This is a genomic window from Paraferrimonas sp. SM1919 (assembly GCF_010993985.1).
Classification (GTDB): Bacteria; Pseudomonadota; Gammaproteobacteria; order Enterobacterales; family Shewanellaceae; genus SM1919.
On sequence record NZ_WINH01000018.1, the window covers coordinates 61,573 to 83,325 of the forward strand.

Genomic DNA, 21,753 nt, shown 5'->3' on the forward strand with positions numbered 1-21,753 from the left:
AAGCACTGATGAGCTTTACAGCGTCAGAATGCTTTGTCATGTTAAGCTACTCTAAACATGACAAAATAGCTGCTACCCGATTACTTTTGCGTTCATTAATTGAGCAACCAGATCAATAACGACCTGCGATTGAAAACTTCCTGCATCGAATACAACTCTTAAGCTATCTTCATCAGGTCCAAAGAGGTCATTTCTTTCAGGCTTCGGTGAAAGAGTAAAGTCTATTTCATCATACTTAAAGAAACCCCCATGAAGATCTGACATTTGCAACCCAAATTTATGTAGCCTAGATGAAACTTTAAAATCAGTTGTTTCTAGAGGAAAACCATTGTTAAAAATAACATTACACCAGAACTTCTTGAGGTTCTCTTTTTCATATAACTCGAGACAAAGCGAATTAATAATGTCATTGCACTTAAGAAGACTGTATGGATCAATTTTCATTTTTATCGCGGAGAGATTTCCAGCTTCACTGTGAGCAGAAAAGATAATTCCAGGAGCATGGATTTTATTTATATCACTGTATTTATTTGAAATATCTAAATCATTTAAGCATTGCTCAACAATTTTCAGTGGCTCGCTTTTAATTGAAAAACTACTGTCTTTTTCCGTAGTTTTAATTTTCTTGGGAAACTCGAAATATATATAGTCAATAGCCTCAAAAGCTTGAACAGATTCTGATGAATTCTCGCCTTCTAAAATTGAAAAATCCATGTAATCTTGTTCTGTAAATCCTTCCTCAAAGTCACAACCAAACTCTCTATTTATAACCGTAATTAAATTATTTAGCCCTTCAGAGTTTGAAATATTAAACCCTTGTAAAAGGTTTAATGGTGGCCTTAACTGACCAACATCGATCCCACATATACCTATTGGAATTACTCGAACGTCTTTTGAGTACGAATAGCCAGCCTCAAAATATATCCAGCTTGACGCCATAGAGAGCGGCGAGACAAATACAAGCATAATCCTTGCATTATTTAAACTTTCTTCAACTTTATGTACCCAGTTATTACCAAAGGGAATACTTTCACCATCGCTAGATTGAAATATCTCGATTGTCTTTGCAGTTTTCTTTGAAAGCTTACCCTTCAATAAAGAAATATATTCCTTGTCAAGCGAAGAGTGGCTAAAGAAAATTGTAGGTTTATCCATTTTATGACTCTCTAACCATTTCGTTTCAATAGTTGACGACTATTATCAATTAATGCTTGTGACCTCGAGTTTGCCAACTCAATATATTGCTGTACGCTTTGGCTACTTTGTGTAAAAGTATTCCAGTCTGTCCATACTGCAAATCCTGACTGAATGTTGTCGTGGAGTCTATCTGGAACGGTATAGAGATTATTCGCGTTCATTGTATTTGTAGGAAGGTTTACACCAATTAGGCCATGCTGTTTATCTAGCGTTGCTTTGATTTCCCAGTCTACAAACTTTCTCCATGGAGTTTTTGGTCCGCAGAGCACTATGGTACACGAACTACCTGTAATATAGTTCTCTCTAATTCTGCGAATTACATAGTCTGCATTAGAACTATCTACCGAGCGCTCAATAGAGTTATCGTGTATAACATCATAGCTGTTTGAGAACGTATTGATAAATGCATCGTAATAAGCTTTGTCATTACCGTGATGGTAACTAACAAATACTTTTCTTTTTATTTTACCAACCCTCGATAGTAGTCCGGTATCCATCTTACCTATCCTTTTTCATTATTTGGTTTAATATTTTCGAGGTTGGCCTGAGTATATTGCGCCCAAGCGCTATTCTCTTTAGAGATTAAACTTTCTACTCGCTGAACAAAGCGGGGAAACGGCTCACCTTCGTGATAAGGCTCTGCCTTCGTCATGTACAGAAACTTCTCATGCTTTATGGACTCGCAAGTTGTTCGGTATTCGGTCCAATTTTCTTGAAACTGGTTTAAACTAATTAGTGCTGAAATGACAGCAATTGATGCCCCTAAAAGTCCTACAACCAAAGTTACTGGGAATGGCTCGGTAGCAAAGCCAGCTATTAGCGGGATTGAAGCTGCAGCAATTATTTCAGCACCTCTAAGCCATTTAAACCAACATTGCGCGCTCTGACTTTTTTTATCATACCACCCTATTTGATTATCAACCCTCGACGTTATGTATTCATCATCATTCATTTGTTGATTCCTGAGTAGACGCTTAACATTTTATAAAGGTATTCAACTTGGGCTGCCCCGATATTTGTCGAATACTGAGTAAAACCTCTAATTTAATTGATAAATTACAGTATCAATACCAAGACTAAATTTCAAACCAGGTTTTCCACTTATTGCAGTCTCATGATTCTTAATCGAGATGAGCAATCTATCGATATTACATAGACTTATCCTATGAGAGTATACAAAGAGAAAATCCACTCACCTCTTTAAGTACGCAGCTCATTCAAGCTTATCGTAACTCGGAATGAGCAAAAACGAGTTAATTTGCTAGCATCAACCCTACATACATTTGTACAACTACTTCATGCCACTTGCAGCGCATGACTCGACTACTTTGTTTGTTCAGCAAACATAGAACAAGGCTGGGTATGCAAGCCCTCAGTCGCTCTTTCTAAGAGCTTGGTTAACCGGCAGAATGTTGATTAACCGCCATGTTGTACTAAGACATAAGATTATTTAAAAGCTATAAACACACGAAAAGCGCTGATTAGAGCGCTTTTCGTGTATTCAGCTCTCATCCCAACAGTTGGGCTAATGCGCCCAGAATTTTCCGTACAGATGAGCTATTGTTTCTTTCGAATAAACGTAGCGAATATGCTTCTCAAAAAATGTTCTATCTAGCTGATTCTCGGATTTATCGTAAAGCTTATTGTGAATTCTTTCAGCATCAGCGATAAACCTTCGCCTATGACTGAATAACAAAATGCTGTCTACTTTTTTACTTTCAATTGCTTGTTGGTAACGTTTTAGAATATCTTTTCGGCTTGGAATTGTTTTGGAACTCGCTTCAACTTCTACCCCTAGCATTTGGCTACCATCAAAAACAAGCGCATCAAATCGGCGACGATTCCCCATTGCATCTTTGTCTTGTTCTGACTCTGTGTAAAAGAAAGCATAACGGCCTGAATTTACCCCTGTGGCAACAATGGATTGCACCATGAGATCATGGGTGATGGTTTTAAAGTTTATGGTTGAACGCTTAACTTTATACTTCAGGCTTTCATTATGAAACGCTTCAAGCATTCTTATGCCCTTTGGCTTTAGCAAAAATATGCGCTTATCACGACAGGCAAAGGTTGCCATTTCCTCTATCACTTCTTCTTTGCAGTAGCGCCTTAGTAGTCGGTTAATCACCGAACGGTCTAACTCCCACAGATCTTCCAGTACAGCTGTTGACGTAAACCCAAAGCGGTAAATCCAGTCAAGTAAACTTAAGACTTTGGCTTGATGCCTTTGATGGGTCGATGTAGATGAGATATAGCGTGCCAAAATACCACGTTCAGAATAGACAATTGATTTGTTGTTGCTCATAAAATTCCCCTTAGTGTTTAGATACATAAGCCCAAAGACAGAAAAAATCCTTAAGACATGGGGAATTGCTGCTGTACCAGCAGGCAATGGGGGAAAGACAAGCGCTTTGCGCTTAAGAACGTCATCGCTTAGCGATGATATATTGAGTATTGCTGGCTACACATGACGCGTCATGCTCCACTGGCGCTTTTGCATACTGCAAAAACATTCTCAATATGGCGCATCTCCACTACCCTTCGGTTGCGGAGCAACCCGCCTTGGAAGAAGCCCAAGGTGAGGCAAGCCATGTTGTTCCGCCACCTCTGCGAGCTTCTGGAGATGCGCCCTTTTTGTTGCTGTGCAACGCTCCACAGCAAAATCAACTTCGTTATTTTACTGCTCCGCCTTTTGTTGCGAGCTTTGCTCGCCCATTTGACTTAAATCATTCATCGTTTCCGTCAAAAGTGTTTTATGTGAAATTGAAATTAACAATTAGGGAAATTTTAATGAGAAAAACATTATTAGTGCTTATGGTATTACTATCTCCAATTTGTAATTCCACTGAAGCTAGCCAAACCTCAGTAGAATCGATTATGAAAATATGCGAATCAAATAAAGAGTTTTGTGAAGCGTACTTTTCAGGCTTTATTTCTGGTGTAAATGTTACTGAACTTAAACTAAATTATAATGACAAAGACTACTGTAACAGCAGCACTGAAGATAAAACTTTCATAATGCTCAAAGATGAATTTTTAGTTGCATTAAATTACCTAAAGACTGAAAAACCTAAGTATTTTGAAGCTATTAAAGATTTTCCATTTTCTATGATTTACATCAAGTTGCTTCCGAAGCTTTACCCTAAAGATGAATCATGTGCTGATTAAGGCTTAAGTTCAGATAAGCAGACTACATAGCCGCATAGCCCCTTAAAGGGCCATGCGGCTACATAGGTTTTCAATCAGATAAATTTATTTAGTGCTTTCATACAAACTGAAAAAGTTTGCAGCCCATTCCCTTAAGTAATAGCTCAATACTTCATTCATTAGGGAAAAACACAATGAAACAATTAGCACTAGAATTAAACACTGATAACTCTGAGCACACCTCATCAATTGGTCAATGCATTAACGAACTAATAGAAGCAGACATCCCTCAACCTGTCACAATAGCCCCCCATTTTCTAACTCAAGGTGAAAGCACCATGCTGTGCAGTGCGGCAGGTGCTAGTAAGACATTTACAAGTCAATACCTCGCTGCTTGCTTATCAACTGGTAGCCATTGCTTTGGCTTTCCAACGGTAAAAGAATTGAAGGTGCTTTATATTGATGCTGAGTTAAGTCCATACCAAATCCAAGAAAGGTTTAAGCTCATATTTAGTAGCCTTGGCTGCCAACCTGATGATAACAACCTCACTATCATCCATAAAAAATCATTTAAAAAAGGGATACCCGATCTCACCTATCAAGAGGGTTACTCACAGTTAGCAGATGCTTTTGATAGCGCTGATGTCATCATTCTCGATAATATTTCATCCATCTACCGTTCAGCCGAAGAGCTGAACCAGAACGACTGGAACTTTTACAACTCATGCTTAGATAAGCTCAGGGCAGAAAATAAGGCCATCTTGGTTTTGCACCACACTGACAAGTCAGAAAAGAGCTACCGTGGCCACTCAGAAATTGCTAGAGCTATCGACAATGTTCTGATTGCCAAAAAGAACAAACTTGAAAGTACAAATCAAAAGACTGTAGTAAGCATAGAGAATACCAAATGCCGCCACTCTGCTACATCTGGGCCAATGTTCGAGTATGAGTTTGGATATATAGAGGGAAAGTTTAGGTTTACTAAAACTAGATAAAAAATATCATGAGAAAAGGAGAAATTACGCACTTTTAAATATTAATATTATTTACTCCCTCAACCGATGCTCCATGCTACCTGTTAATGCTTATTTACTAAACTCTCATTTTCTGCATGAAGGCTGGCTTTGGTTCATTATAATACTTTTCGATTTGATTACCCTTTGAATCCAACGAATATCAGACCAAATGATTATTTATTTGTTAAAGCAAAATGCACTGCTATCTTTAGAGCGTAACCCAACTAGAGGAAAGGGAAATGACTTTAGAACAACAAATTGCAAATTTACAAAATAGATATAACCGCCTAGTTAGTAGGCAGCTTAGAGAAAGGAAAGCTAAAGATGAAATCTAGTATGTTTATTTTTATGTTCATGTTCTTATCATTCAGTGGAAATACACAAGAAGTAGATTTCAACAATGGTTGCGGTACCGATTGGAACGAGCACTTGGTTCCTGAAACAATTTCCTCTTTAAATTTAGATTTTACTAAAGCCTGTGCGGCACATGATAACTGCTATAGCCGTTGCCTAGAGGGCGGAAAATGGTTTAATGAAGGCATTTGTGATGAGACACACAATAGGAAAGCTAGGAAGAAAGTCTGTGACGTGGATTTTAGAAATACAATGTATGAAAGCTGCATACAAAAGAGTTATTTTAAAGAATCTATGTGCAAGGGTTTAGGTGCAATTTATTATACTGCTGTTTTGGTAGCTGGTGGTGGTTCATTTGATGGGAAAGAAGTAAATGATTATTTAAAGCACATATCCAACCTAGACGAAAACTTTGATGTTGAGAGTTTTGAAAGAGACTTATTGGCCATGGTGTCTCAACCCGGTTTTGATTCTGCACAAGAAATAAACTTATCAATCAATAATTCAGATATCCTAATTAAGTTTGGTGGAAAAGAAGACATAACAACCCTACTAAATGAAACTGAATCCAGTAAAGTTTTTAAGATTGAAACAATCCGTTACGGCAACGTGTATATCTCCAATATGAAGTTAAACGGGTCTAATGCAAAACTTGACACCTTGAACCTTAAAGGATTGGATTTGAATAAATTCAAACAACAAAGTAAATTGAGCGTAAAATGACACCCCTCAAAATAATAACTGTCATCATTGCTTTGAATAAACCCTAACCTACTCTAATATTCTGGTTGTTTTTAGAGTAGGTTAGGGACTGTACTTAAATCAAAGCCCTGACCTGTTGTTGTTCTTGCGAAGGCAACGCATTAAACAGGTTCACAAGTTCGGTCACTTTTTCCGTATAGTTCACATCGCCAAGCATAACATTTACTGTACGAGCTAAGTCATCTCTGACAGTAGTCGTATCAAGGTGAGCATAGGTGCTGTTGGTCACCTCGATATTGCGATGCCCAAGCAACTTACTGGTAGACTGAATTGATGCACCTAAAATTACGTTATGGCTCGCAGTGGTGCGCCTTAAATCATGTATTGTTAGATTACGATCAGGTCGTCACTAAATAAGTTCGCCTTCTTAGTGATGCGCTTCCAAAAGCCGCTCTCACCTGATTTATCAACAATATGACCAGATTTCGACCTGTCCGATGGAAACACATATTTCGCTCCATCTGGCGCTTCTTGATAACGTCGGTGAAGAATTTCAACAGCCTGACTGACTAGAGGCACACCGTGGATATTCTTACCCTTCATTTTAGACTGTGGAATGAGCCACAAGTAGCTTGAAAGATGCAGCTCTGACCATTCCATCGACAGAACACACATTTTACGTTGAGCGGTGATTAGCAGTAGCATCACCACATCTTGATAAATTTGAGCTTCGGCTTCCATAGCATCAAAAAAGCGTTTCAACTCTTCAAGCGTCAACACTCGTTCACGGCTTTTAGTATTACATTTTTTGATCGCTTGGAATGGGTTTGTCGGGTGGTGAGCAAATACTGCTTTCATTATTGTTAGGCATTTATCTCTAACAGAGGGTGTTGAATCTTTAAAGATATCGCTCATCAACTTATTAGCCGAATCAACTGTGATATTACATGCCTCCATTGAAGCAACCCGAGGAGCGAGGTGGTTTTTCCAGTTACCTTCGAAATCATCAAGTGACTTCTGACGGCGAGTTCCAGCTTGGACCATCATTTTCATCTCGGCGGTATGAATGTCAACTCAATCCTGAACGGTTTGGCTATCTTGACACTCCAACACTGAAGCTTCTTTCTGCTCCTTCTTTGCAGTATTCGGGTTTACGCCTTTTAGTAATTCATGGTACTTAGTCGCTGCGATCTCACGAGCTTTTTCAATAGTGATCATCGGAAAGTCACCAATATGAAGATTAGGACGCTCGCCATTAACAAGCTTACGAAACCTAAACACTTTTTTCCTTGAAGGCAGCACTTCAAGCATCAAACCTTGAACACTCTTAGTTGTGCCTTCATCACTAATCGTGTAACGAGTAGCCTTTGGCTTAGCTTGTACAAGATAGTCTCGTTTGAACTTAATCTCTGGCTTATCCTGCTCGAGTTTTTCTTTAGAACGTATAATCATTTCATTCCTCTGATAGATTAAAACATCGACCTCAACGGTGGTCACTCCGTGGTCAATGTTGGGACTAACTCTATCAATGAAGAAATATTTTTGTACAGAAGAAAATGGCGAAAATGAATCTAAGTGATTATTTTAAAAGCGCTAATTCAACTAGGTACAACTTTGTCGATTTACATCAATCTCGAAAAATATTCCTCGTGGGGAGGCCACATCGCAATAATATGCCGTATTTGATAGACCCAGTTAAGCCAATCCACCCATTGTTAATTTTAAACACCCATATTGAAATAAAAAAACAGCGTAAATACGCTGCTTAGATAATTGAAATCGAATATCGATTAAGCCATCTGAACTTTAGAGTCCTCAACAGCGGTTTGTTTTAATAATTCTTGCTTTTTAAGCCAAATTTTATACTCATCATGGGCTTTTAATTGGCTCAAATATCTTTCAAATACGACAGGCTTAGTTGTAAACCAATGAATGTCTTTTCTGATTTGTGATTCTAGTGCTTCTAATTCAACAACATCAATTTCTGTGGACTTCTGAGATAAGATTGCTCGAGCAAGATGCTGCGCATTCCATCCTAAATTTTCCATTGATTGCATGAGAACACGTTTTACTTGATACCTTTCCATGTGGACCCTTTTGTTTTTATTTCGCTGAATTAAATAGATAATTATGGCTATCATATTATCAGGCGACAGTATTTTTTAGGTTCTTTAATTTATATAGTGATTTTAGAAAGGCTTCAATAGATTTGCATAATAAAGCAAATTATTCATGTAAAAAAACCTCCAAATGGAGGTTTTCAGTAATAATGAATTATGGGCGGTAAACTTTCACGTTTTGATAGCCTTGGTCTTGTAAATAAAGGGCTTGTAATTTACTCATCACTCCCCTGTCACAATATAAAAGGTATGTTTTAGATTGATCGAGCTCGGAAAATTTACTGCCTAGCTTAAAGAATGGGATCCACTGAACTTCATGTCCCTCTACGACTAGGGGTTTCGCTTCTTGCTCTTCTGATGAACGAATATCTAAAATAACATCATGATTATTCACATCTTGCACAGTCTCAGCATCGACAACTTGTTCCTCTGCCATTTCAGCAATTTCACGAATATCAATGGTTTTTGATTGGGCAATAATATTGTCGATAAGATCTTCTGAGAATTTTGCTTCTTCGATTTCTATCTTTTTAAGGTCCGCCTTGATGGTTGGGCTTTTAGAAATCACACCACAGTATTCAGGCATGGTTTCAGCAAATTCATAGGTACCAATTTCCCGCGCCGTATCAATGATGTCTTGTTTATCCATCGCAGCCAGAGGGCGTAAGATAAGCATATCAGTCGATCTATCAATGACATTAAGGTTTGTAAGAGTTTGGCTGGACACTTGCCCTAATGACTCCCCAGTCACTAAAGCATTAATGTTTAGACGCTCAGCAACTCGAGTCGCAGCACGCATCATGACACGCTTTAGAACCACGCCCATTTGGCCATTATCGACTTTTTCTAAAATTTCTTGCACCACCGCCTCAAAAGGTACTGAAACAAATTTTACTTTATGTGATTCGCCATAACGCTTCCACAAATAATAAGCCACCTGTTTAACACCAATTTCGTGGGCATTACCGCCTAAATTAAAGAAACAATAATGGGTACGACAGCCTTTATTAATCATTTGGAAGCTGGCTACACCAGAATCAAACCCACCCGACATCAGTGACAAAACATCTTCCTGGCTGGCAATTGGGAAACCTTTTAACCCAGGGTATTGGTTCGTTACCAGATAAAGCTTATTTTCTTTAATTTCTAGGGTTAATAGCACATCTGGATTCTTTAATTTAACCCCTTTAGCTTCAGTAAATTGATTTAAGCCACCACCCACATATTGTTCCACCTGCAAAGAGTTAAACTCATGCTTACCTTTACGTTTTACACGAACACAAAAAGTTTTATCTTTAATAGTATCTGCAAAGTGTTGCTGTGCCAGTTGATAAATATCATCTAAGGTTTCAAATTCAAATACTTTTACCTCTAGTATCGCCTGAATACCCGGTATGCACTGCAGCTTTTCGGCCAACTCATCTCTGATACTGCTATCTTCTGAAGCCAAGTTAACTTCCAGTGAATCCCAATTGCGTTTGACACGTACCCCTTCATCGATACGTCTTAAGACGTTGCGGATACTGGTTTCCAGTAATTTAATGAAGCGTAAGCGAACTGACTTACTTTTGATGGTGATCTCGGGGTAAAGCTTTACGACAAATTTCATGACGAACTCAGATAATTGAAAATGGGGCGGATTATAAATCAAGCTAGACTTTCAGTATAGTCCCGCCGCATTTCCATGCAGCATTAATCACAGTTCCCATGTCAAAGTTAGTTTTGAATACTCACTTCATCTGACAAATAGGGTTTGCCTTGCATGATTGATATTTCAACACGACGATTTCTCGCTCGGTTGGCTGGTTCTTCATTACTGGCTAAGGGGCGATTGTCTGCATGGGCCTCTAACTTAAGCCGATGTTGTTCAAATTTAGGCACTCGTAGCATTTCATGTACAACGCTTAATGCGCGCTGGGAAGAAAGCGCCCAATTCGAAGCATACAACTCATTGGCAATTTGACCATCGTCTGTGTGCCCAGACACAGTAATAATGCCAGGTACATCATTGAGGGTTTGCGCTATTTTTTTGATAACGCCTTTAAATCTTGGCTGCAAATAGCCAGAGCCGGCAGCAAACGCGCCTTTTTCCCGGATCCTAATGATAATTTGCTGGCCATATGACTCTATTTCAATATTGCCGTCAATAATTTCATTCCGCAGTAATGAGGCTAGATTTTTAGCCTGTGCATTGACCTTTTGCTGGCTCGATTCCATTTGCCTTTGTCTAGTATTATTAGCCTGTTCTAGTCCAATAATGTCCTTATTGCCCGTACCAGAAAGCTCATCAGAACCGCCAGCCGTTGGGTCTTCGCCCTGTTGAAAATCCAGTTCTTGCTTGGTGACATCGGTGGTATTTTGTTTAATTATTTCAAGCGGTGTGGGTTCAGGTCTACCAGGTCTAAATTCCTGCGCGATCACTGACGTTCCCTTGGGGATATCCTTAACATTGATTTCATTTTGAACACCAAAGGCATACTTCATAGAACCAGCAAGCTGTTTGAATTTCAACACATCCATTTCTGAAAACGCTAAAAGAAGTACAAAGAAGCACATCAGCAGTGCCATCAGATCAGCAAAGGTTGCCATCCACCCTGGCGAGTTCCTCTTCATCGCTACACCCCTGAGGTGGTATCAATTGAGCGCTTGCGTTCGTGCAGATAGTTTTTCAAATAGCTATCTATAACTTTAGGGTTTTGGCCATCCTGAATAGCTAACGCCGCATCAATGACCAAACGTCGATTGAGCATTTCCTCATTCATCCTTAACTCAAGTTTATCGGCAATAGGAATAGCCAGCATATTGGCTAGCATAGCACCGTATAACGTCGTTAATAATGCCACGGCCATGGCTGGGCCAATGGTTTTAGGGTCATTCATATTCGATAACATGCCGACCAAGCCTATCAGGGTACCAATCATCCCCATTGCTGGAGCCACATCCCCCAAAGAACGGAAAATACCAATACCGGTTTGATGTCTTTCTCGGGTTAAATCAATATCTTTATTAAGTGTTGCGGCAACGGTCTGGGCATCGTGACCATCCACCAGCATATCAATAGCTTTTTGAAAGAAAGGGTTTTTAATATCAGTGTCTTCTAAGGCTAAAAAGCCGCCTTTTCGGGCGGAGTCCGCCATCAACACCGCTTGTTCAATAAGATCTTCTGCTTTATCGAGCTTGAACATGAAAGCTTTGCTGGCAATATTAATCGAGGTAAAAAATTGCCCTAAATTATATTTCATCATCACCACGAATAAACTGCCAACTGCAACGATGAAAAAGGCTGGCACGTTCATGTACATGTCGATATCGCCACCATTGAACATGGAAAATGTAACGAATGCAAAGGCACCAATAAGGCCGATTAGAGTAGCTAAATCCACAATCACTCCATTGAAAAAAAATATATCGCTAACTAGGACTTCTCCTAAACTCTACTGGTTATCGGTTGGTTCGCCAACAAGTTTAGAAAAAAATTAAATTTACTCAGTTAAATCATGACTTTTTGCTTAAATAAAGTTCAAACAAGTTTGACCAAAACGTTTTGGTGCTATACCGTGACAGCATTATTAAAAACGGAGCTTTGGTCATGGTAAAAAAGCCAGAAAACTTATCATTTGAAGAATCACTAAATGAATTAGAGCAAATCGTAAATGCCCTAGAGCAAGGTGAGACTTCATTAGATGATGCCTTAAAGCAGTTCGAGCGTGGCATCACTTTAGTGCGTGCGACTCAATCCAAACTGACCGAAGCAGAACAAAAAGTGTCTATTTTACTAGAAGGTGCTAAAGCTCCTACCCCGCTAGCAAGCGATGAGTAACTCAATGCATAATTTACAACGCAAGCAACAGTTTTACTGCGACCGCATCAATACAATCCTTAAACAAAAAGTAGAATTACTGCCGCAACTGGCCAACCCTCTTAAATCCGCTATGGCTCATGGATTACTCCTTGGGGGTAAAAGGGTGCGCCCATTTTTGGTCTATAGTGCTGCCGAACTGCTAGGTGTAAACGCAGCCAAAGTCGACAATGCCGCGGCTGCCTTAGAATGCATCCATGCTTATTCTTTGATACACGATGATTTGCCGGCAATGGATGACGATGAATTACGACGTGGTCAGCCAACCGTTCATATCGCCTATGATGAAGCCACCGCTATTCTAGCCGGTGACGCCTTGCAATCTTTAGCTTTTGAATTATTGGCAGAAGACGGTCAACTCCAGCCAGAACAACAAATCAAAATGGTTAAAGCCCTAGCGATAGCATCTGGACAAGCTGGAATGTGTGGCGGCCAGGCACTTGATTTGGCCGCAACCAACAGTCACACTAGTTACCAAGAATTGGTTAAGATCCATAGCTTAAAAACTGGTGCCTTGCTAGAATGCGCCATAGAATTAACTTTGATCGCTGCTAATGCCACATCAGAGCAACAACAAGCATTAAGAAATTATGCTAGGTGCATTGGTTTAGCCTTTCAAATACAAGATGACGTATTAGATGTAATAGGTAATACAGAACTTATTGGTAAACCTCAAGGCTCTGATTTAGAAGCCGATAAAAGCACTTATCCAAAACTGCTGGGGCTGCCACAAGCGCAAGCACAAGCAAAACAGTTAGTGGATGAAGCAATTGAGTCATTATCAATATTTCCTGATAAGGCACTGTTAAGCCAATTTGCCTACTACATTATTGAACGTCAGCAATAACTTTTACCCACGGCATAGATAAAATGAGTTTGGATTTATCACAATTTCCCTTACTAGCTGAAGCAAATTTTCCTGATCAGCTTAGAAAACTAAACAAGGCCCAATTGCCTCAGTTTGCCGATGAATTAAGAAAATATTTACTTTCTTCAGTAAGCCAATCCTCCGGCCACTTTGCTTCAGGCTTAGGCAGCGTTGAATTAACCGTTGCTCTGCATTATGTTTTCAACACCCCTTTTGATCAGTTAATTTGGGATGTTGGCCATCAAGCTTACCCCCATAAAATTTTGACTGGCCGCCGCGACCAAATGTCGACCATTCGCCAAAAAGGTGGCTTACACCCCTTCCCTTGGCGTGAAGAATCAGAGTACGACAGTTTCAGTGTCGGTCATTCTGGCACCTCGATCAGTGCCGCTTTGGGCATGGCAGTCGCGGCAGACAAAGAAGGATTAGGCCGCAAAGTGGTTGCTGTCATTGGTGATGGTGCATTAACTGGTGGTATGGCGTTTGAAGCATTAAACCATGCAGGTGATATCGACAAAGACCTTTTGGTTATTATCAATGATAATGAAATGTCGATTTCTGAGAACGTAGGCGCCCTAAACAATCACCTTGCTCGACTGTTATCAGGTAAATTCTACTCTTCCATTAGAGAAGGAGGCAAAAAAGCCCTACAAGGATTACCTACCATCAAAGAATTAGCCCGCCGTACTGAAGAGCACTTAAAAGGCATGGTGGTTCCTGGGACTTTATTCGAGGAGCTGGGCTTTAATTATATTGGTCCAATTGATGGTCATAATGTTGAGTCTATGGCCGACACCTTAGAAAACATGAAACATTTAAAAGGGCCACAAATCCTCCATGTCATGACTAAGAAAGGTAAAGGCTATGCCCCTGCAGAAGCCGATCCTATTGGTTGGCATGCGGTACCTAAATTTAATGTTGATGAATTCAAAAAACCAGCAGCGCCCAAATCAGCCCCAACCTATTCGCAAATTTTCGGTCAGTGGTTATGTGATGTTGCTGCCACCGACAAACAACTTATCGCCATCACACCGGCGATGCGAGAAGGTTCAGGTATGGTGGAATTTTCCAAACTATACCCTGAGCAGTATTTTGATGCCGCCATCGCTGAACAGCATGCTGTTACTCTAGGTGCCGGTTTCGCCGCCATGGGGCACCCGACTGTTGTCGCAATTTATTCGACCTTCCTGCAACGTGGCTATGATCAGCTCATTCATGATGTGGCATTACAAAAATTACCAGTCATGTTCGCCATCGACCGTGCCGGCATTGTTGGCCAAGATGGTGCCACTCACCAAGGCGCATTCGATTTAAGTTACCTACGTTGTATTCCTAACATGATAGTCATGACACCTTCTGATGAAAACGAATGTCGTCAAATGCTCTACACCGGCTATAAATTAGGGCAACCTTGTGCTGTAAGGTATCCTCGTGGCAGTGGCCTAAAAGTCACGGCAAATGAGCAAATGACGGAACTTGAAATCGGCAAGGCTGTGCTAAAACGCCAAGGTAAAAAGTATGCGCTGCTTAACTTTGGCCATCTCATGGCTTCAGCACAAGCGGCCGCTGACGAGTTGGATTTAACCTTGGTGGATATGCGCTTTGTAAAGCCTATCGATAAGGCCATGATTGATGAAATCGCTAAAAATCACGATGGTATTATTACCCTTGAAGAAAATGCCATTGCTGGTGGTGCTGGTTCTGCTGTGAATGAATACCTGCAGCAATCTAAACAGTGGTTGCCAGTACTGAATATTGGCTTGCCTGATAGCTTTATTGCCCATGGTGACACGCCACTGGTACAAGCCGAACTGGGTCTTGATGCGACAGGCGTAACCAATACCATCAAAGCATACTTTGAACTTTAATGGTCTGTAGAAATCGAAAAAGGGATGCCAATATGGCATCCCTTTTTAGTTACAAGCCTAAAAACTGAAGCTGTTAACGTTAGTCTTTAAAGTTTTTGAACTGGAATGGCTGACCTAGATCAGCTTCACGAATGACTTGCATAACCGCTTGTAAGTCATCACGCTTTTTACCCGTCACTCTTAGCTCTTCACCTTGAATCGCCACTTGCACTTTCATTTTTTTGTCTTTAATTAACTTAACCAACTTTTTAGCCACATCCTTTTCGATGCCTTCTTTAATGGTGACTTTTTTTAGGCAGGTTTTCCCCGATAGTTCTGGCTTTGAAATTTCCATTGCTTGGGGATCAATTTTTCTTTTAACTAATTGGCCACGTAAAATATCAACCATTTGGTTAACTTGGTACTCACTCTGAGTTTTAACAGTTACCGTAGGTGATTTCCATTCGAAACTCGCTTCGACACCTCGAAAATCAAAACGCGTGCTCAATTCACGTGTTGAGTTTTCAGTCGCATGACGCATTTCATCTAAATTCACTTCTGACACAACATCGAAAGACGGCATAATTTAACCCTTATCATTCTAAATTTGCTCATTATTATAAGGTAATTTAAATAATGATCGAGTCTCTCCTTAATAAATCATTGAATTAGTATTACCATTTTAATTTGAAACCAAACAAGACTGACAAATGGTTACCCTTTATAAAGCAGCATGCTTTAGGGATCCCTCCTTTCGACTGCAATTGCAATGAGCAGCTTGCATAAAATAGATACGATTTTGACCAACTAGCATATACTGTAACCATATCATACTCATTTGAGAGTGACTTTTTGTCATGCTAGCTTTATGATTAGTCTGATTTTCATTAAGTTTGAGCCCAAAGTGACCATACCAACGAAATATATCCAATTTGCATTAATTTTTGCCTTTATCGCCATTAGTTACCTCGTCTTCTCTAAACCCAGTTACCCTAAAGTCGATATTGATCATTTTGATAAAATTGGCCATTTTTCCGCTTTTTTTGCCCTAGCATTATTAACTGCAAACAGCTTTCCAAAGCTGTCAAATTTTGGGGTACTGTTGATTATGGCAAGCTATGCTTGTTTAATTGAGTTTGTTCAATATTTTCTGCCATACCGCAGTGCTGAATGGGCTGATTTTGCTGCCGATATGGCCGGCGCGATGACTTATATGATTTTGCATTACTTTATTTCCCCGAACAAACATGGATAAAATAGCGATTATTGGCGCGGGTGCCATTGGTAGACTTATTAACCATAAAGCCAACCCCCTACATTTATGGCCATTTATCGATCTCAGAAATAAAAGCATCAATATTAGTACGTTACACACACTAGATGGTCATACAAAACAGCAGACTTGTATATTTTTAGCTGACGTCAGCAAAATAGATTTACTCATAGTCACCCTAAAGGCTTATCAAGTATTGCCAACATTGTTGCCCTTATTAGGCCAGCTTAAGCATGACGCTAAAATTCTGTTGCTGCATAATGGCATGGGGACTCACTTAGAAATTGCCAACAAACTCACACAACAGCAAACCTTATTACTGGGTACCACCAATCAAGGCGCGATGATAGTCGATGGCGATGTTCATCACACTGGTGTGGGTGATACTTATATTGGCCACTATTGTGGCCCCCAAGTGCCAACTCATTACAAACACAGCTTATGTCAACAGCTCGATGCCAACTGGACTGAAAATATCCAACAAAACCTCTGGAATAAGTTGGCTATTAATTGCTGCATCAACCCATTAACCGCTATTTTTAATCTTAACAATGGTCAATTATCGGCTCCGCAATTTTATGAGCAAATCGAGCATATTTGTTATGAAGTTTGCCAAGTGGCGCAACGTGAAGGGATCAAGCTCACGACTAATGAGTTGGTGACCAGGGTACAAAAAGTGATTGAACTTACCGCCAGTAATAGTTCATCAATGAGGCAGGATATCTTACTAGGGCGACCAACCGAAATTGATTACATTAATCAATACATTTGTGCTTGTGCTGCCAAACATGGAATCATTGCGCCGATTAATCAGGCATTAGTTACCAAGATAAAATCTCTACATATCTAGCTAAAATAACCAGTTAGAGATCCATTTCCAGTAACCATGGCCCAATGTAACCTTGCAAGGGTAATGCTATTTCCTGTCACTCTGAGACAATGGTCACAATATTTTAGCCATCACATAATAAGAGGCACAAAATGGACGTAAAAGTACAATCGCTAATTGAGCAGTTTGGTATTACAGAACAAACTCGTGAATTCCTAGCGAAACCTAAATACATGTATATCGATGGTCAATTTCAATCGGATTTAGACCGCCCAACGATTGCTGCGATCAACCCATGTACCGGTGGCAAGATCACAGAGATCCCTCTAGGTACCGCGGCAGATGTTGATACTGCAGTTAAAGCAGCTAAACATGCTATGTACAAAGGTGAGTGGTCTAAATTCTCTCCTCGTGACCGTGAGCAAGCCCTACGCAAATTAGCGGAACTGATCCGTGAAAACGCTCAAACGATTGCTGAAATTGAGTCACTAGATAGCGGTAAAGCCATTTCGGGTTGTAAAGCTGTTGACCTCAATGTTGCTGCAAATACTTTTGAATACTACGCTGGTTGGGCAACCAAGATTGAAGGCTCAACCCGTGATACTTCATTCCCTGTTGATTGTGTCACCTATACTCGCAAACAGCCTGTTGGCGTTGTTGGTGCGATTGTACCTTGGAACTGGCCACTAGGCATGGCGGTATGGAAAATGGCAGCACCACTAGCGGTTGGCTGTTCAATTGTCCTTAAACCTGCAGAAATTACTTCTCTGAGTATGCTTTACCTGATGGAACTTGCTGAGAAAGCGGGCTTCCCTAAAGGTGCGATTAACATTGTTACCGGTAAAGGTTCAGTGGTAGGTAATGCCATTGTTGAGCATAAAGACGTATCTAAGATCTCTTTCACTGGCTCAACCAACACCGGTAAGATTGTTGGTCAAGCGGCTATCAGCCGTGTTGCCCATGCTACCCTAGAACTTGGCGGTAAATCGCCAATGATCGCTTTCGAAGACGCTGACATTGATGCCCTAGCCAAAAACACCCTAGGCTCAGTTTACTTCAACGCCGGTCAGGTTTGTTCTGCGGGCTCTCGTTTATACGTGCACCGTTCACGTTACGATGAAGCTGTAGCTAAAATTAAAGCCATTGCAGAAGGCATCAAGCTTGGTCCTTGTTTAGATCCAGAAACCGTTATGGGTCCAGTGATCAACAAAACTCAACAGGATTCCATTTTAGGTTTTATTGAGCAAGGTAAAGCCCAAGGCGCAACCCTTGTTACCGGTGGTGAAGCCCTTGCTTCTGATGGTACCTTTGTACGTCCGACCCTATTTGCTGACTGTACCAATGATATGACTATCGTACAGGAAGAAATTTTCGGCCCTGTATTAGTCGTAATTCCTTTCGATACAGAAGAAGAAGCCGTTGAGCTGGCTAATGATAACATTTACGGTTTAGCTTCTAGTATTTGGACTAAAGACTTATCTCGCGCTAATCGTCTGATCCCACAAATTGATGCCGGTGCCGTTTGGGTTAACATCCACGATCCAGGTGATCCAGCGATGCCATTCGGCGGCTTTAAGCAGTCAGGTATTGGTAAAGATTTAGGTCCAGAGCAGTTAGCTTACTTCCTAGAAACTAAGAGTGTTTGGATTAAGATCTAACGCTGAATTGCAAAATATATAAAGGCGCCTTTGGGCGCCTTTTTAGGATCTGCTATCTTTGATGTTGGCTTTATAGGCGAATGTAAGACCAACAAACGGCTTTCGATGCCAACAGCAAAGCTCAACAAATCTTAGTAATAATAATTGTTTAACCGAAGAATAATCGCCATAGCCAGCCTTTTTCCAGATCATCTTTACAGCCCCAGTATTGCTGGGAATAACGCTTCGATCTTGCATCAACTTTTTTAGCAACACCAATCAACCACCCTTTTTGATTGTAGGTTTTACGCTTATAGCCTCCCCAACCTTCATGGTAATTAAGGTACTGCCCATAGGCATCCCACTTTGAAACCTTGTTTACTTTATTCGACTTGTAAATAAACCAGCCCATAAAATCAATGGCATCAGCAAAATCTTCACGGCTCGACCATGAATTACCCGTTTCTTTGACATATTGATCCCAGGTGATTGTCTTTGCCTGAGCATACCCATAAGCCGAACTGACCCTTCCTATTGGGATAAAACCTAGAAAGTATTTCATCGGTGGGGCAGCATCGTGCTTAAATGAACTTTCTTGATACATCATGGCGATGGGGACATGAACTGGGACCCCCCATTTTTCGCGAGTATCTTTCGCGGCTTCATACCAGTCACGGTTTTCAGTGAAAATGGCACAAATATTTTCTGGGTCCCGAGGCGGGGGCGTGGCACAGCCTGCTAATGCAATCAGACTAATGCTAATGATAACGAACTTTAGGTTAGTAGACATAATAACAAAACTAACAAAACAATAGTGCCAGTTTACTGGTATTTTTCTGTCAAAAACAACCCATTAAACCATTAATAAAGAATAATTTTTTCAATAAATAGCTAATCGGCTTGAGCTGCGGCTTGTTTGAGCTCACACAGCTTAGCTGCCGTTTGCGTTTTAATTTGCCAATAAGGAAGCGAGTAACCATCTCCCACCATTTCAGCCCACAATTGCACTTGGCTATTTTTAGCTAACGTCACTGATACATCCAACACGGTTCTGAGTTGTGGATTTATGTGGATTTTAGGTGAATCGATAAACTCATATAAAGTGAGTTGATAAGTACCAACGGGTAATTTTGAAGTGTTTTTAGAGATCACCGCTTGTCCGTTGATATGGGTTAATATCACCGGATAGCGATGCTGTTGGGTTTTAGATTGCAGCGATATATAGCCACAATCTACAGCTAAATGATGATCAGAGCTGCTACACCCCTGCAAAAGGGCAAGCAGCACCATCACTAAACTAGCTTTTAAGGTAGCTGAAGTAATCATCTAAATATTCATCAAATGACAAGCTGTCTTGCTGTTCTAACAGAGCTTGTTTACTCACCGATAGCTCAGCCATTTCCCTAAAGTAATTTTCATCTAGGTATTGATATTGCCCATCCAGCAATTGTTGTTGATAGTCATCTGCCAGTTTTGAAGCCCAAATAGAATGCTCTTGTGCTTGCTTAACGGCACTGATCACTTGAGCCGATAAGGTCGCACTTGGGTCTTCAATACAAGGCCGCCATTGCTCTAATGCGTTGAGGTATTCTTGCTTTTGTGGTCCCATCGCTTCAGCAATTTCCGTCATCGCTGCAAAAATATCTCTTAACCAACTTCTCAAAGTAACGATATTGCCTGCCCGGTCCAGTTCAAGATCGGGCTGACGACCATTAAGAATGACCTTAGATAAATTTTCTGCGTTTCTTTGCTGCTGCTCTGTATCGAGTAATTTTGCCGGTGACAATAAACAGTGAAGCAAAAATAAATCTAATATCCTGATCTGGTCTGCAGTGATCCCTAGAGGACTAAAAGGGTTAATATCTAAAGCACGTACTTCAATATACTCTACCCCACCACGCTTTAATGCATGGGATGGCGTTTCTCCTGTTTGGGCGACCTTTTTAGGACGAATTGAAGAATATAATTCATTTTCAATTTGTAATATACGATCGTTTAGCTGGCGATATTCACCCTCTACTTTGACCCCAATACCCGCAAAAGCAGCAGAAGGTTGAACGATGGCTTTAATCACTGAATCGACATATTGCTGCAGACTATTGTAACTGATCCCTAAAGCATTCTGCTCTTTGTTGGTGTAGCCAAGATCACTCATACGCAACGAGGTACCAAAAGGCAAATAAGAACTGCCTGCGGTGAATGGCTCTAGCGGGACTTGAGTAGGATTATTGTCTAAAAAACTATTACACAGTACTGGTGAGGCTCCGAACAAATATGGTAAAAACCACACCTTAGCTAAATAATTCCTAATCAAGGCGAAATATGCCTCTGATTGGAAATCTTGCAGGTTCTTCTGTGACTTTGTATTTTCATGTAAATATTGCATTAATTCAGTAGAAACAGAAAAGTTAAAATGCAACCCCGCAATAACTTGCATCTTAGCTCCGTATCTGTGGGTTAACCCTTTTCGATACAAAGTCTTCATTTTGCCAATATTGGATGAGCCATATTGGGCAATAGGAATGTTTACCTCGGCGCCAATATCGCAGGGCATGCTGATCGGCCACAACCTTTCGCTATTGATATTCTCTAAAGTGTATTTTTGAGTATCCTGTAATTTACCAAGTAGGGTCTCGATATCTGTTTCAACACCTGTGATAAATTCTAGTAATGACTCAGAATAATCCGTGGTAATGCAGTCATGGGTTAAAGCACTTCCTAATGCCACAGGGTGCGGACTCTGAGCTAATTTAGCATCAGCATCTATCCTTAAAGTTTCCCTTTCTAGGCCACGATTTAATTGAGAAAGAAGGTGGGCTTTATTGTCAGCGGTTAAACTCGCCAAGGTTTGAGTTAATGACATCTAATAATGTTTCTCTATTTTCTGCCAATGGGCATTTGCCA

At 40.4% G+C, this 21,753-nt stretch carries 24 protein-coding genes; 9 read left to right on the top strand and 15 right to left on the bottom strand.

Annotated features, from left to right (window positions below):
* Positions 1-72: 72 nt before the first annotated feature.
* From GFB48_RS12080 to GFB48_RS12095, 4 genes are all read right to left on the bottom strand, one after another.
* Positions 73-1,155 (bottom strand): toll/interleukin-1 receptor domain-containing protein, encoded by a 1,083-nt coding sequence (locus GFB48_RS12080; RefSeq protein ID WP_163935923.1) that lies wholly within the window; start codon positions 1,153-1,155, stop codon positions 73-75.
* 11 nt (positions 1,156-1,166) lie between these two features.
* Complete coding sequence (locus GFB48_RS12085) at positions 1,167-1,694, bottom strand: TIR domain-containing protein (RefSeq protein ID WP_163935926.1); 528 nt, start codon at positions 1,692-1,694, stop codon at positions 1,167-1,169.
* A 5-nt stretch (positions 1,695-1,699) separates the two neighbouring features.
* Positions 1,700-2,149 carry a DUF4231 domain-containing protein gene (locus GFB48_RS12090; protein WP_163935930.1) on the bottom strand — a complete coding sequence of 150 codons (450 nt, stop codon included), beginning with the start codon at positions 2,147-2,149 and terminating at the stop codon, positions 1,700-1,702.
* A gap of 573 nt (positions 2,150-2,722) precedes the next feature.
* On the bottom strand, positions 2,723-3,502 hold the full coding sequence (locus GFB48_RS12095; protein ID WP_163935933.1) for a hypothetical protein: 780 nt from the start codon (positions 3,500-3,502) through the stop codon (positions 2,723-2,725).
* Between the two features lie 257 nt (positions 3,503-3,759).
* On the opposite strand from GFB48_RS12095, the gene GFB48_RS12100 reads away from it, so the two are divergent.
* From GFB48_RS12100 to GFB48_RS12110, 3 genes are all read left to right on the top strand, one after another.
* Positions 3,760-4,365 carry a hypothetical protein gene (locus GFB48_RS12100; RefSeq protein ID WP_205597732.1) on the top strand — a complete coding sequence of 202 codons (606 nt, stop codon included), beginning with the start codon at positions 3,760-3,762 and terminating at the stop codon, positions 4,363-4,365.
* A gap of 173 nt (positions 4,366-4,538) precedes the next feature.
* On the top strand, positions 4,539-5,339 hold the full coding sequence (locus GFB48_RS12105) for an AAA family ATPase (protein WP_163935939.1): 801 nt from the start codon (positions 4,539-4,541) through the stop codon (positions 5,337-5,339).
* A 345-nt stretch (positions 5,340-5,684) separates the two neighbouring features.
* Positions 5,685-6,437 carry a hypothetical protein gene (locus tag GFB48_RS12110; RefSeq protein WP_163935942.1) on the top strand — a complete coding sequence of 251 codons (753 nt, stop codon included), beginning with the start codon at positions 5,685-5,687 and terminating at the stop codon, positions 6,435-6,437.
* 94 nt (positions 6,438-6,531) lie between these two features.
* On the opposite strand, the gene GFB48_RS17815 is transcribed toward GFB48_RS12110, so the two are convergent.
* The 7 genes from GFB48_RS17815 to pomA all read right to left on the bottom strand — a co-directional run bounded on the left by GFB48_RS17815 (position 6,532) and on the right by pomA (position 11,919).
* Positions 6,532-6,801 (bottom strand): hypothetical protein, encoded by a 270-nt coding sequence (locus GFB48_RS17815; protein WP_163936026.1) that lies wholly within the window; start codon positions 6,799-6,801, stop codon positions 6,532-6,534.
* A 2-nt stretch (positions 6,802-6,803) separates the two neighbouring features.
* Positions 6,804-7,460: a tyrosine-type recombinase/integrase gene (locus tag GFB48_RS12120; RefSeq protein WP_205597733.1), complete on the bottom strand. Its 657-nt coding sequence runs from the start codon at positions 7,458-7,460 to the stop codon at positions 6,804-6,806.
* A gap of 30 nt (positions 7,461-7,490) precedes the next feature.
* Positions 7,491-7,868, bottom strand: a complete 378-nt coding sequence (locus tag GFB48_RS12125) for an Arm DNA-binding domain-containing protein (RefSeq protein WP_163935948.1) — start codon at positions 7,866-7,868, stop codon at positions 7,491-7,493.
* Positions 7,869-8,206: 338 nt separating this feature from the next.
* On the bottom strand, positions 8,207-8,503 hold the full coding sequence (locus GFB48_RS12130) for a hypothetical protein (protein WP_163935951.1): 297 nt from the start codon (positions 8,501-8,503) through the stop codon (positions 8,207-8,209).
* A gap of 187 nt (positions 8,504-8,690) precedes the next feature.
* Complete coding sequence (thiI, locus tag GFB48_RS12135; protein ID WP_163935954.1) at positions 8,691-10,145, bottom strand: tRNA uracil 4-sulfurtransferase ThiI; 1,455 nt, start codon at positions 10,143-10,145, stop codon at positions 8,691-8,693.
* 107 nt (positions 10,146-10,252) lie between these two features.
* Positions 10,253-11,149, bottom strand: coding sequence for a flagellar motor protein MotB (locus GFB48_RS12140; protein WP_163935957.1), 897 nt, complete (start codon positions 11,147-11,149; stop codon positions 10,253-10,255).
* 2 nt (positions 11,150-11,151) lie between these two features.
* Positions 11,152-11,919: a flagellar motor protein PomA gene (gene pomA, locus GFB48_RS12145; protein ID WP_163935960.1), complete on the bottom strand. Its 768-nt coding sequence runs from the start codon at positions 11,917-11,919 to the stop codon at positions 11,152-11,154.
* A 206-nt stretch (positions 11,920-12,125) separates the two neighbouring features.
* On the opposite strand from pomA, the gene GFB48_RS12150 reads away from it, so the two are divergent.
* From GFB48_RS12150 to dxs, 3 genes are read left to right on the top strand one after another with little or no spacing between them, the layout of a single operon-like run.
* A complete protein-coding gene (locus GFB48_RS12150) occupies positions 12,126-12,356 on the top strand; it encodes an exodeoxyribonuclease VII small subunit (RefSeq protein WP_163935962.1) in 231 nt (76 codons plus the stop codon).
* A 4-nt stretch (positions 12,357-12,360) separates the two neighbouring features.
* The gene (gene ispA, locus GFB48_RS12155) at positions 12,361-13,242 is read left to right on the top strand and encodes a (2E,6E)-farnesyl diphosphate synthase (RefSeq protein ID WP_163935965.1); all 882 of its coding nucleotides are present in this window, start codon (positions 12,361-12,363) and stop codon (positions 13,240-13,242) included.
* A gap of 23 nt (positions 13,243-13,265) precedes the next feature.
* Positions 13,266-15,131 carry a 1-deoxy-D-xylulose-5-phosphate synthase gene (dxs, locus tag GFB48_RS12160; protein ID WP_163935968.1) on the top strand — a complete coding sequence of 622 codons (1,866 nt, stop codon included), beginning with the start codon at positions 13,266-13,268 and terminating at the stop codon, positions 15,129-15,131.
* 79 nt (positions 15,132-15,210) lie between these two features.
* On the opposite strand, the gene GFB48_RS12165 is transcribed toward dxs, so the two are convergent.
* Positions 15,211-15,693, bottom strand: coding sequence for a YajQ family cyclic di-GMP-binding protein (locus GFB48_RS12165; protein WP_163935970.1), 483 nt, complete (start codon positions 15,691-15,693; stop codon positions 15,211-15,213).
* 285 nt (positions 15,694-15,978) lie between these two features.
* Between GFB48_RS12165 and GFB48_RS12170 the strand changes: the two genes are divergently transcribed.
* The 3 genes from GFB48_RS12170 to GFB48_RS12180 all read left to right on the top strand — a co-directional run bounded on the left by GFB48_RS12170 (position 15,979) and on the right by GFB48_RS12180 (position 18,870).
* Entirely contained in the window at positions 15,979-16,365 is a 387-nt protein-coding gene (locus tag GFB48_RS12170) for a VanZ family protein (protein ID WP_163935973.1), read from the top strand.
* On the top strand, positions 16,358-17,233 hold the full coding sequence (locus GFB48_RS12175; protein ID WP_163935976.1) for a ketopantoate reductase family protein: 876 nt from the start codon (positions 16,358-16,360) through the stop codon (positions 17,231-17,233). Before GFB48_RS12170 ends, GFB48_RS12175 begins: the two co-directional genes overlap by 8 nt.
* 131 nt (positions 17,234-17,364) lie before the next feature.
* Entirely contained in the window at positions 17,365-18,870 is a 1,506-nt protein-coding gene (locus tag GFB48_RS12180) for an aldehyde dehydrogenase (RefSeq protein WP_163935979.1), read from the top strand.
* A gap of 148 nt (positions 18,871-19,018) precedes the next feature.
* Here GFB48_RS12180 and GFB48_RS12185 read toward each other — a convergent pair whose 3' ends face one another.
* The 3 genes from GFB48_RS12185 to gshA all read right to left on the bottom strand — a co-directional run bounded on the left by GFB48_RS12185 (position 19,019) and on the right by gshA (position 21,712).
* Entirely contained in the window at positions 19,019-19,639 is a 621-nt protein-coding gene (locus tag GFB48_RS12185) for a hypothetical protein (protein WP_163935983.1), read from the bottom strand.
* A gap of 101 nt (positions 19,640-19,740) precedes the next feature.
* Complete coding sequence (locus GFB48_RS12190) at positions 19,741-20,175, bottom strand: hypothetical protein (protein WP_163935987.1); 435 nt, start codon at positions 20,173-20,175, stop codon at positions 19,741-19,743.
* Complete coding sequence (gene gshA / locus GFB48_RS12195; protein ID WP_163935990.1) at positions 20,147-21,712, bottom strand: glutamate--cysteine ligase; 1,566 nt, start codon at positions 21,710-21,712, stop codon at positions 20,147-20,149. Before gshA ends, GFB48_RS12190 begins: the two co-directional genes overlap by 29 nt.
* Positions 21,713-21,753 lie beyond the last annotated feature (41 nt).

Excerpts from the sequence above, each read along its gene's own strand:
- GFB48_RS12080 (WP_163935923.1), bottom strand. The coding sequence starts at position 1,155 with ATGGATAAACCTACAATTTTCTTTAGCCACTCTTCGCTTGACAAGGAA.
- GFB48_RS12085 (WP_163935926.1), bottom strand. The coding sequence starts at position 1,694 with ATGGATACCGGACTACTATCGAGGGTTGGTAAAATAAAAAGAAAAGTA.
- GFB48_RS12090 (WP_163935930.1), bottom strand. The coding sequence starts at position 2,149 with ATGAATGATGATGAATACATAACGTCGAGGGTTGATAATCAAATAGGG.
- GFB48_RS12095 (WP_163935933.1), bottom strand. The coding sequence starts at position 3,502 with ATGAGCAACAACAAATCAATTGTCTATTCTGAACGTGGTATTTTGGCA.
- GFB48_RS12105 (WP_163935939.1), top strand. The coding sequence starts at position 4,539 with ATGAAACAATTAGCACTAGAATTAAACACTGATAACTCTGAGCACACC.
- GFB48_RS12110 (WP_163935942.1), top strand. The coding sequence starts at position 5,685 with ATGAAATCTAGTATGTTTATTTTTATGTTCATGTTCTTATCATTCAGT.
- GFB48_RS12120 (WP_205597733.1), bottom strand. The coding sequence starts at position 7,460 with ATGGTCCAAGCTGGAACTCGCCGTCAGAAGTCACTTGATGATTTCGAA.
- GFB48_RS12125 (WP_163935948.1), bottom strand. The coding sequence starts at position 7,868 with ATGATTATACGTTCTAAAGAAAAACTCGAGCAGGATAAGCCAGAGATT.
- GFB48_RS12130 (WP_163935951.1), bottom strand. The coding sequence starts at position 8,503 with ATGGAAAGGTATCAAGTAAAACGTGTTCTCATGCAATCAATGGAAAAT.
- thiI (WP_163935954.1), bottom strand. The coding sequence starts at position 10,145 with ATGAAATTTGTCGTAAAGCTTTACCCCGAGATCACCATCAAAAGTAAG.
- GFB48_RS12140 (WP_163935957.1), bottom strand. The coding sequence starts at position 11,149 with ATGAAGAGGAACTCGCCAGGGTGGATGGCAACCTTTGCTGATCTGATG.
- GFB48_RS12150 (WP_163935962.1), top strand. The coding sequence starts at position 12,126 with ATGGTAAAAAAGCCAGAAAACTTATCATTTGAAGAATCACTAAATGAA.
- ispA (WP_163935965.1), top strand. The coding sequence starts at position 12,361 with ATGCATAATTTACAACGCAAGCAACAGTTTTACTGCGACCGCATCAAT.
- dxs (WP_163935968.1), top strand. The coding sequence starts at position 13,266 with ATGAGTTTGGATTTATCACAATTTCCCTTACTAGCTGAAGCAAATTTT.
- GFB48_RS12165 (WP_163935970.1), bottom strand. The coding sequence starts at position 15,693 with ATGCCGTCTTTCGATGTTGTGTCAGAAGTGAATTTAGATGAAATGCGT.
- GFB48_RS12170 (WP_163935973.1), top strand. The coding sequence starts at position 15,979 with ATGATTAGTCTGATTTTCATTAAGTTTGAGCCCAAAGTGACCATACCA.
- GFB48_RS12175 (WP_163935976.1), top strand. The coding sequence starts at position 16,358 with ATGGATAAAATAGCGATTATTGGCGCGGGTGCCATTGGTAGACTTATT.
- GFB48_RS12180 (WP_163935979.1), top strand. The coding sequence starts at position 17,365 with ATGGACGTAAAAGTACAATCGCTAATTGAGCAGTTTGGTATTACAGAA.
- GFB48_RS12185 (WP_163935983.1), bottom strand. The coding sequence starts at position 19,639 with ATGTCTACTAACCTAAAGTTCGTTATCATTAGCATTAGTCTGATTGCA.
- GFB48_RS12190 (WP_163935987.1), bottom strand. The coding sequence starts at position 20,175 with ATGATTACTTCAGCTACCTTAAAAGCTAGTTTAGTGATGGTGCTGCTT.
- gshA (WP_163935990.1), bottom strand. The coding sequence starts at position 21,712 with ATGTCATTAACTCAAACCTTGGCGAGTTTAACCGCTGACAATAAAGCC.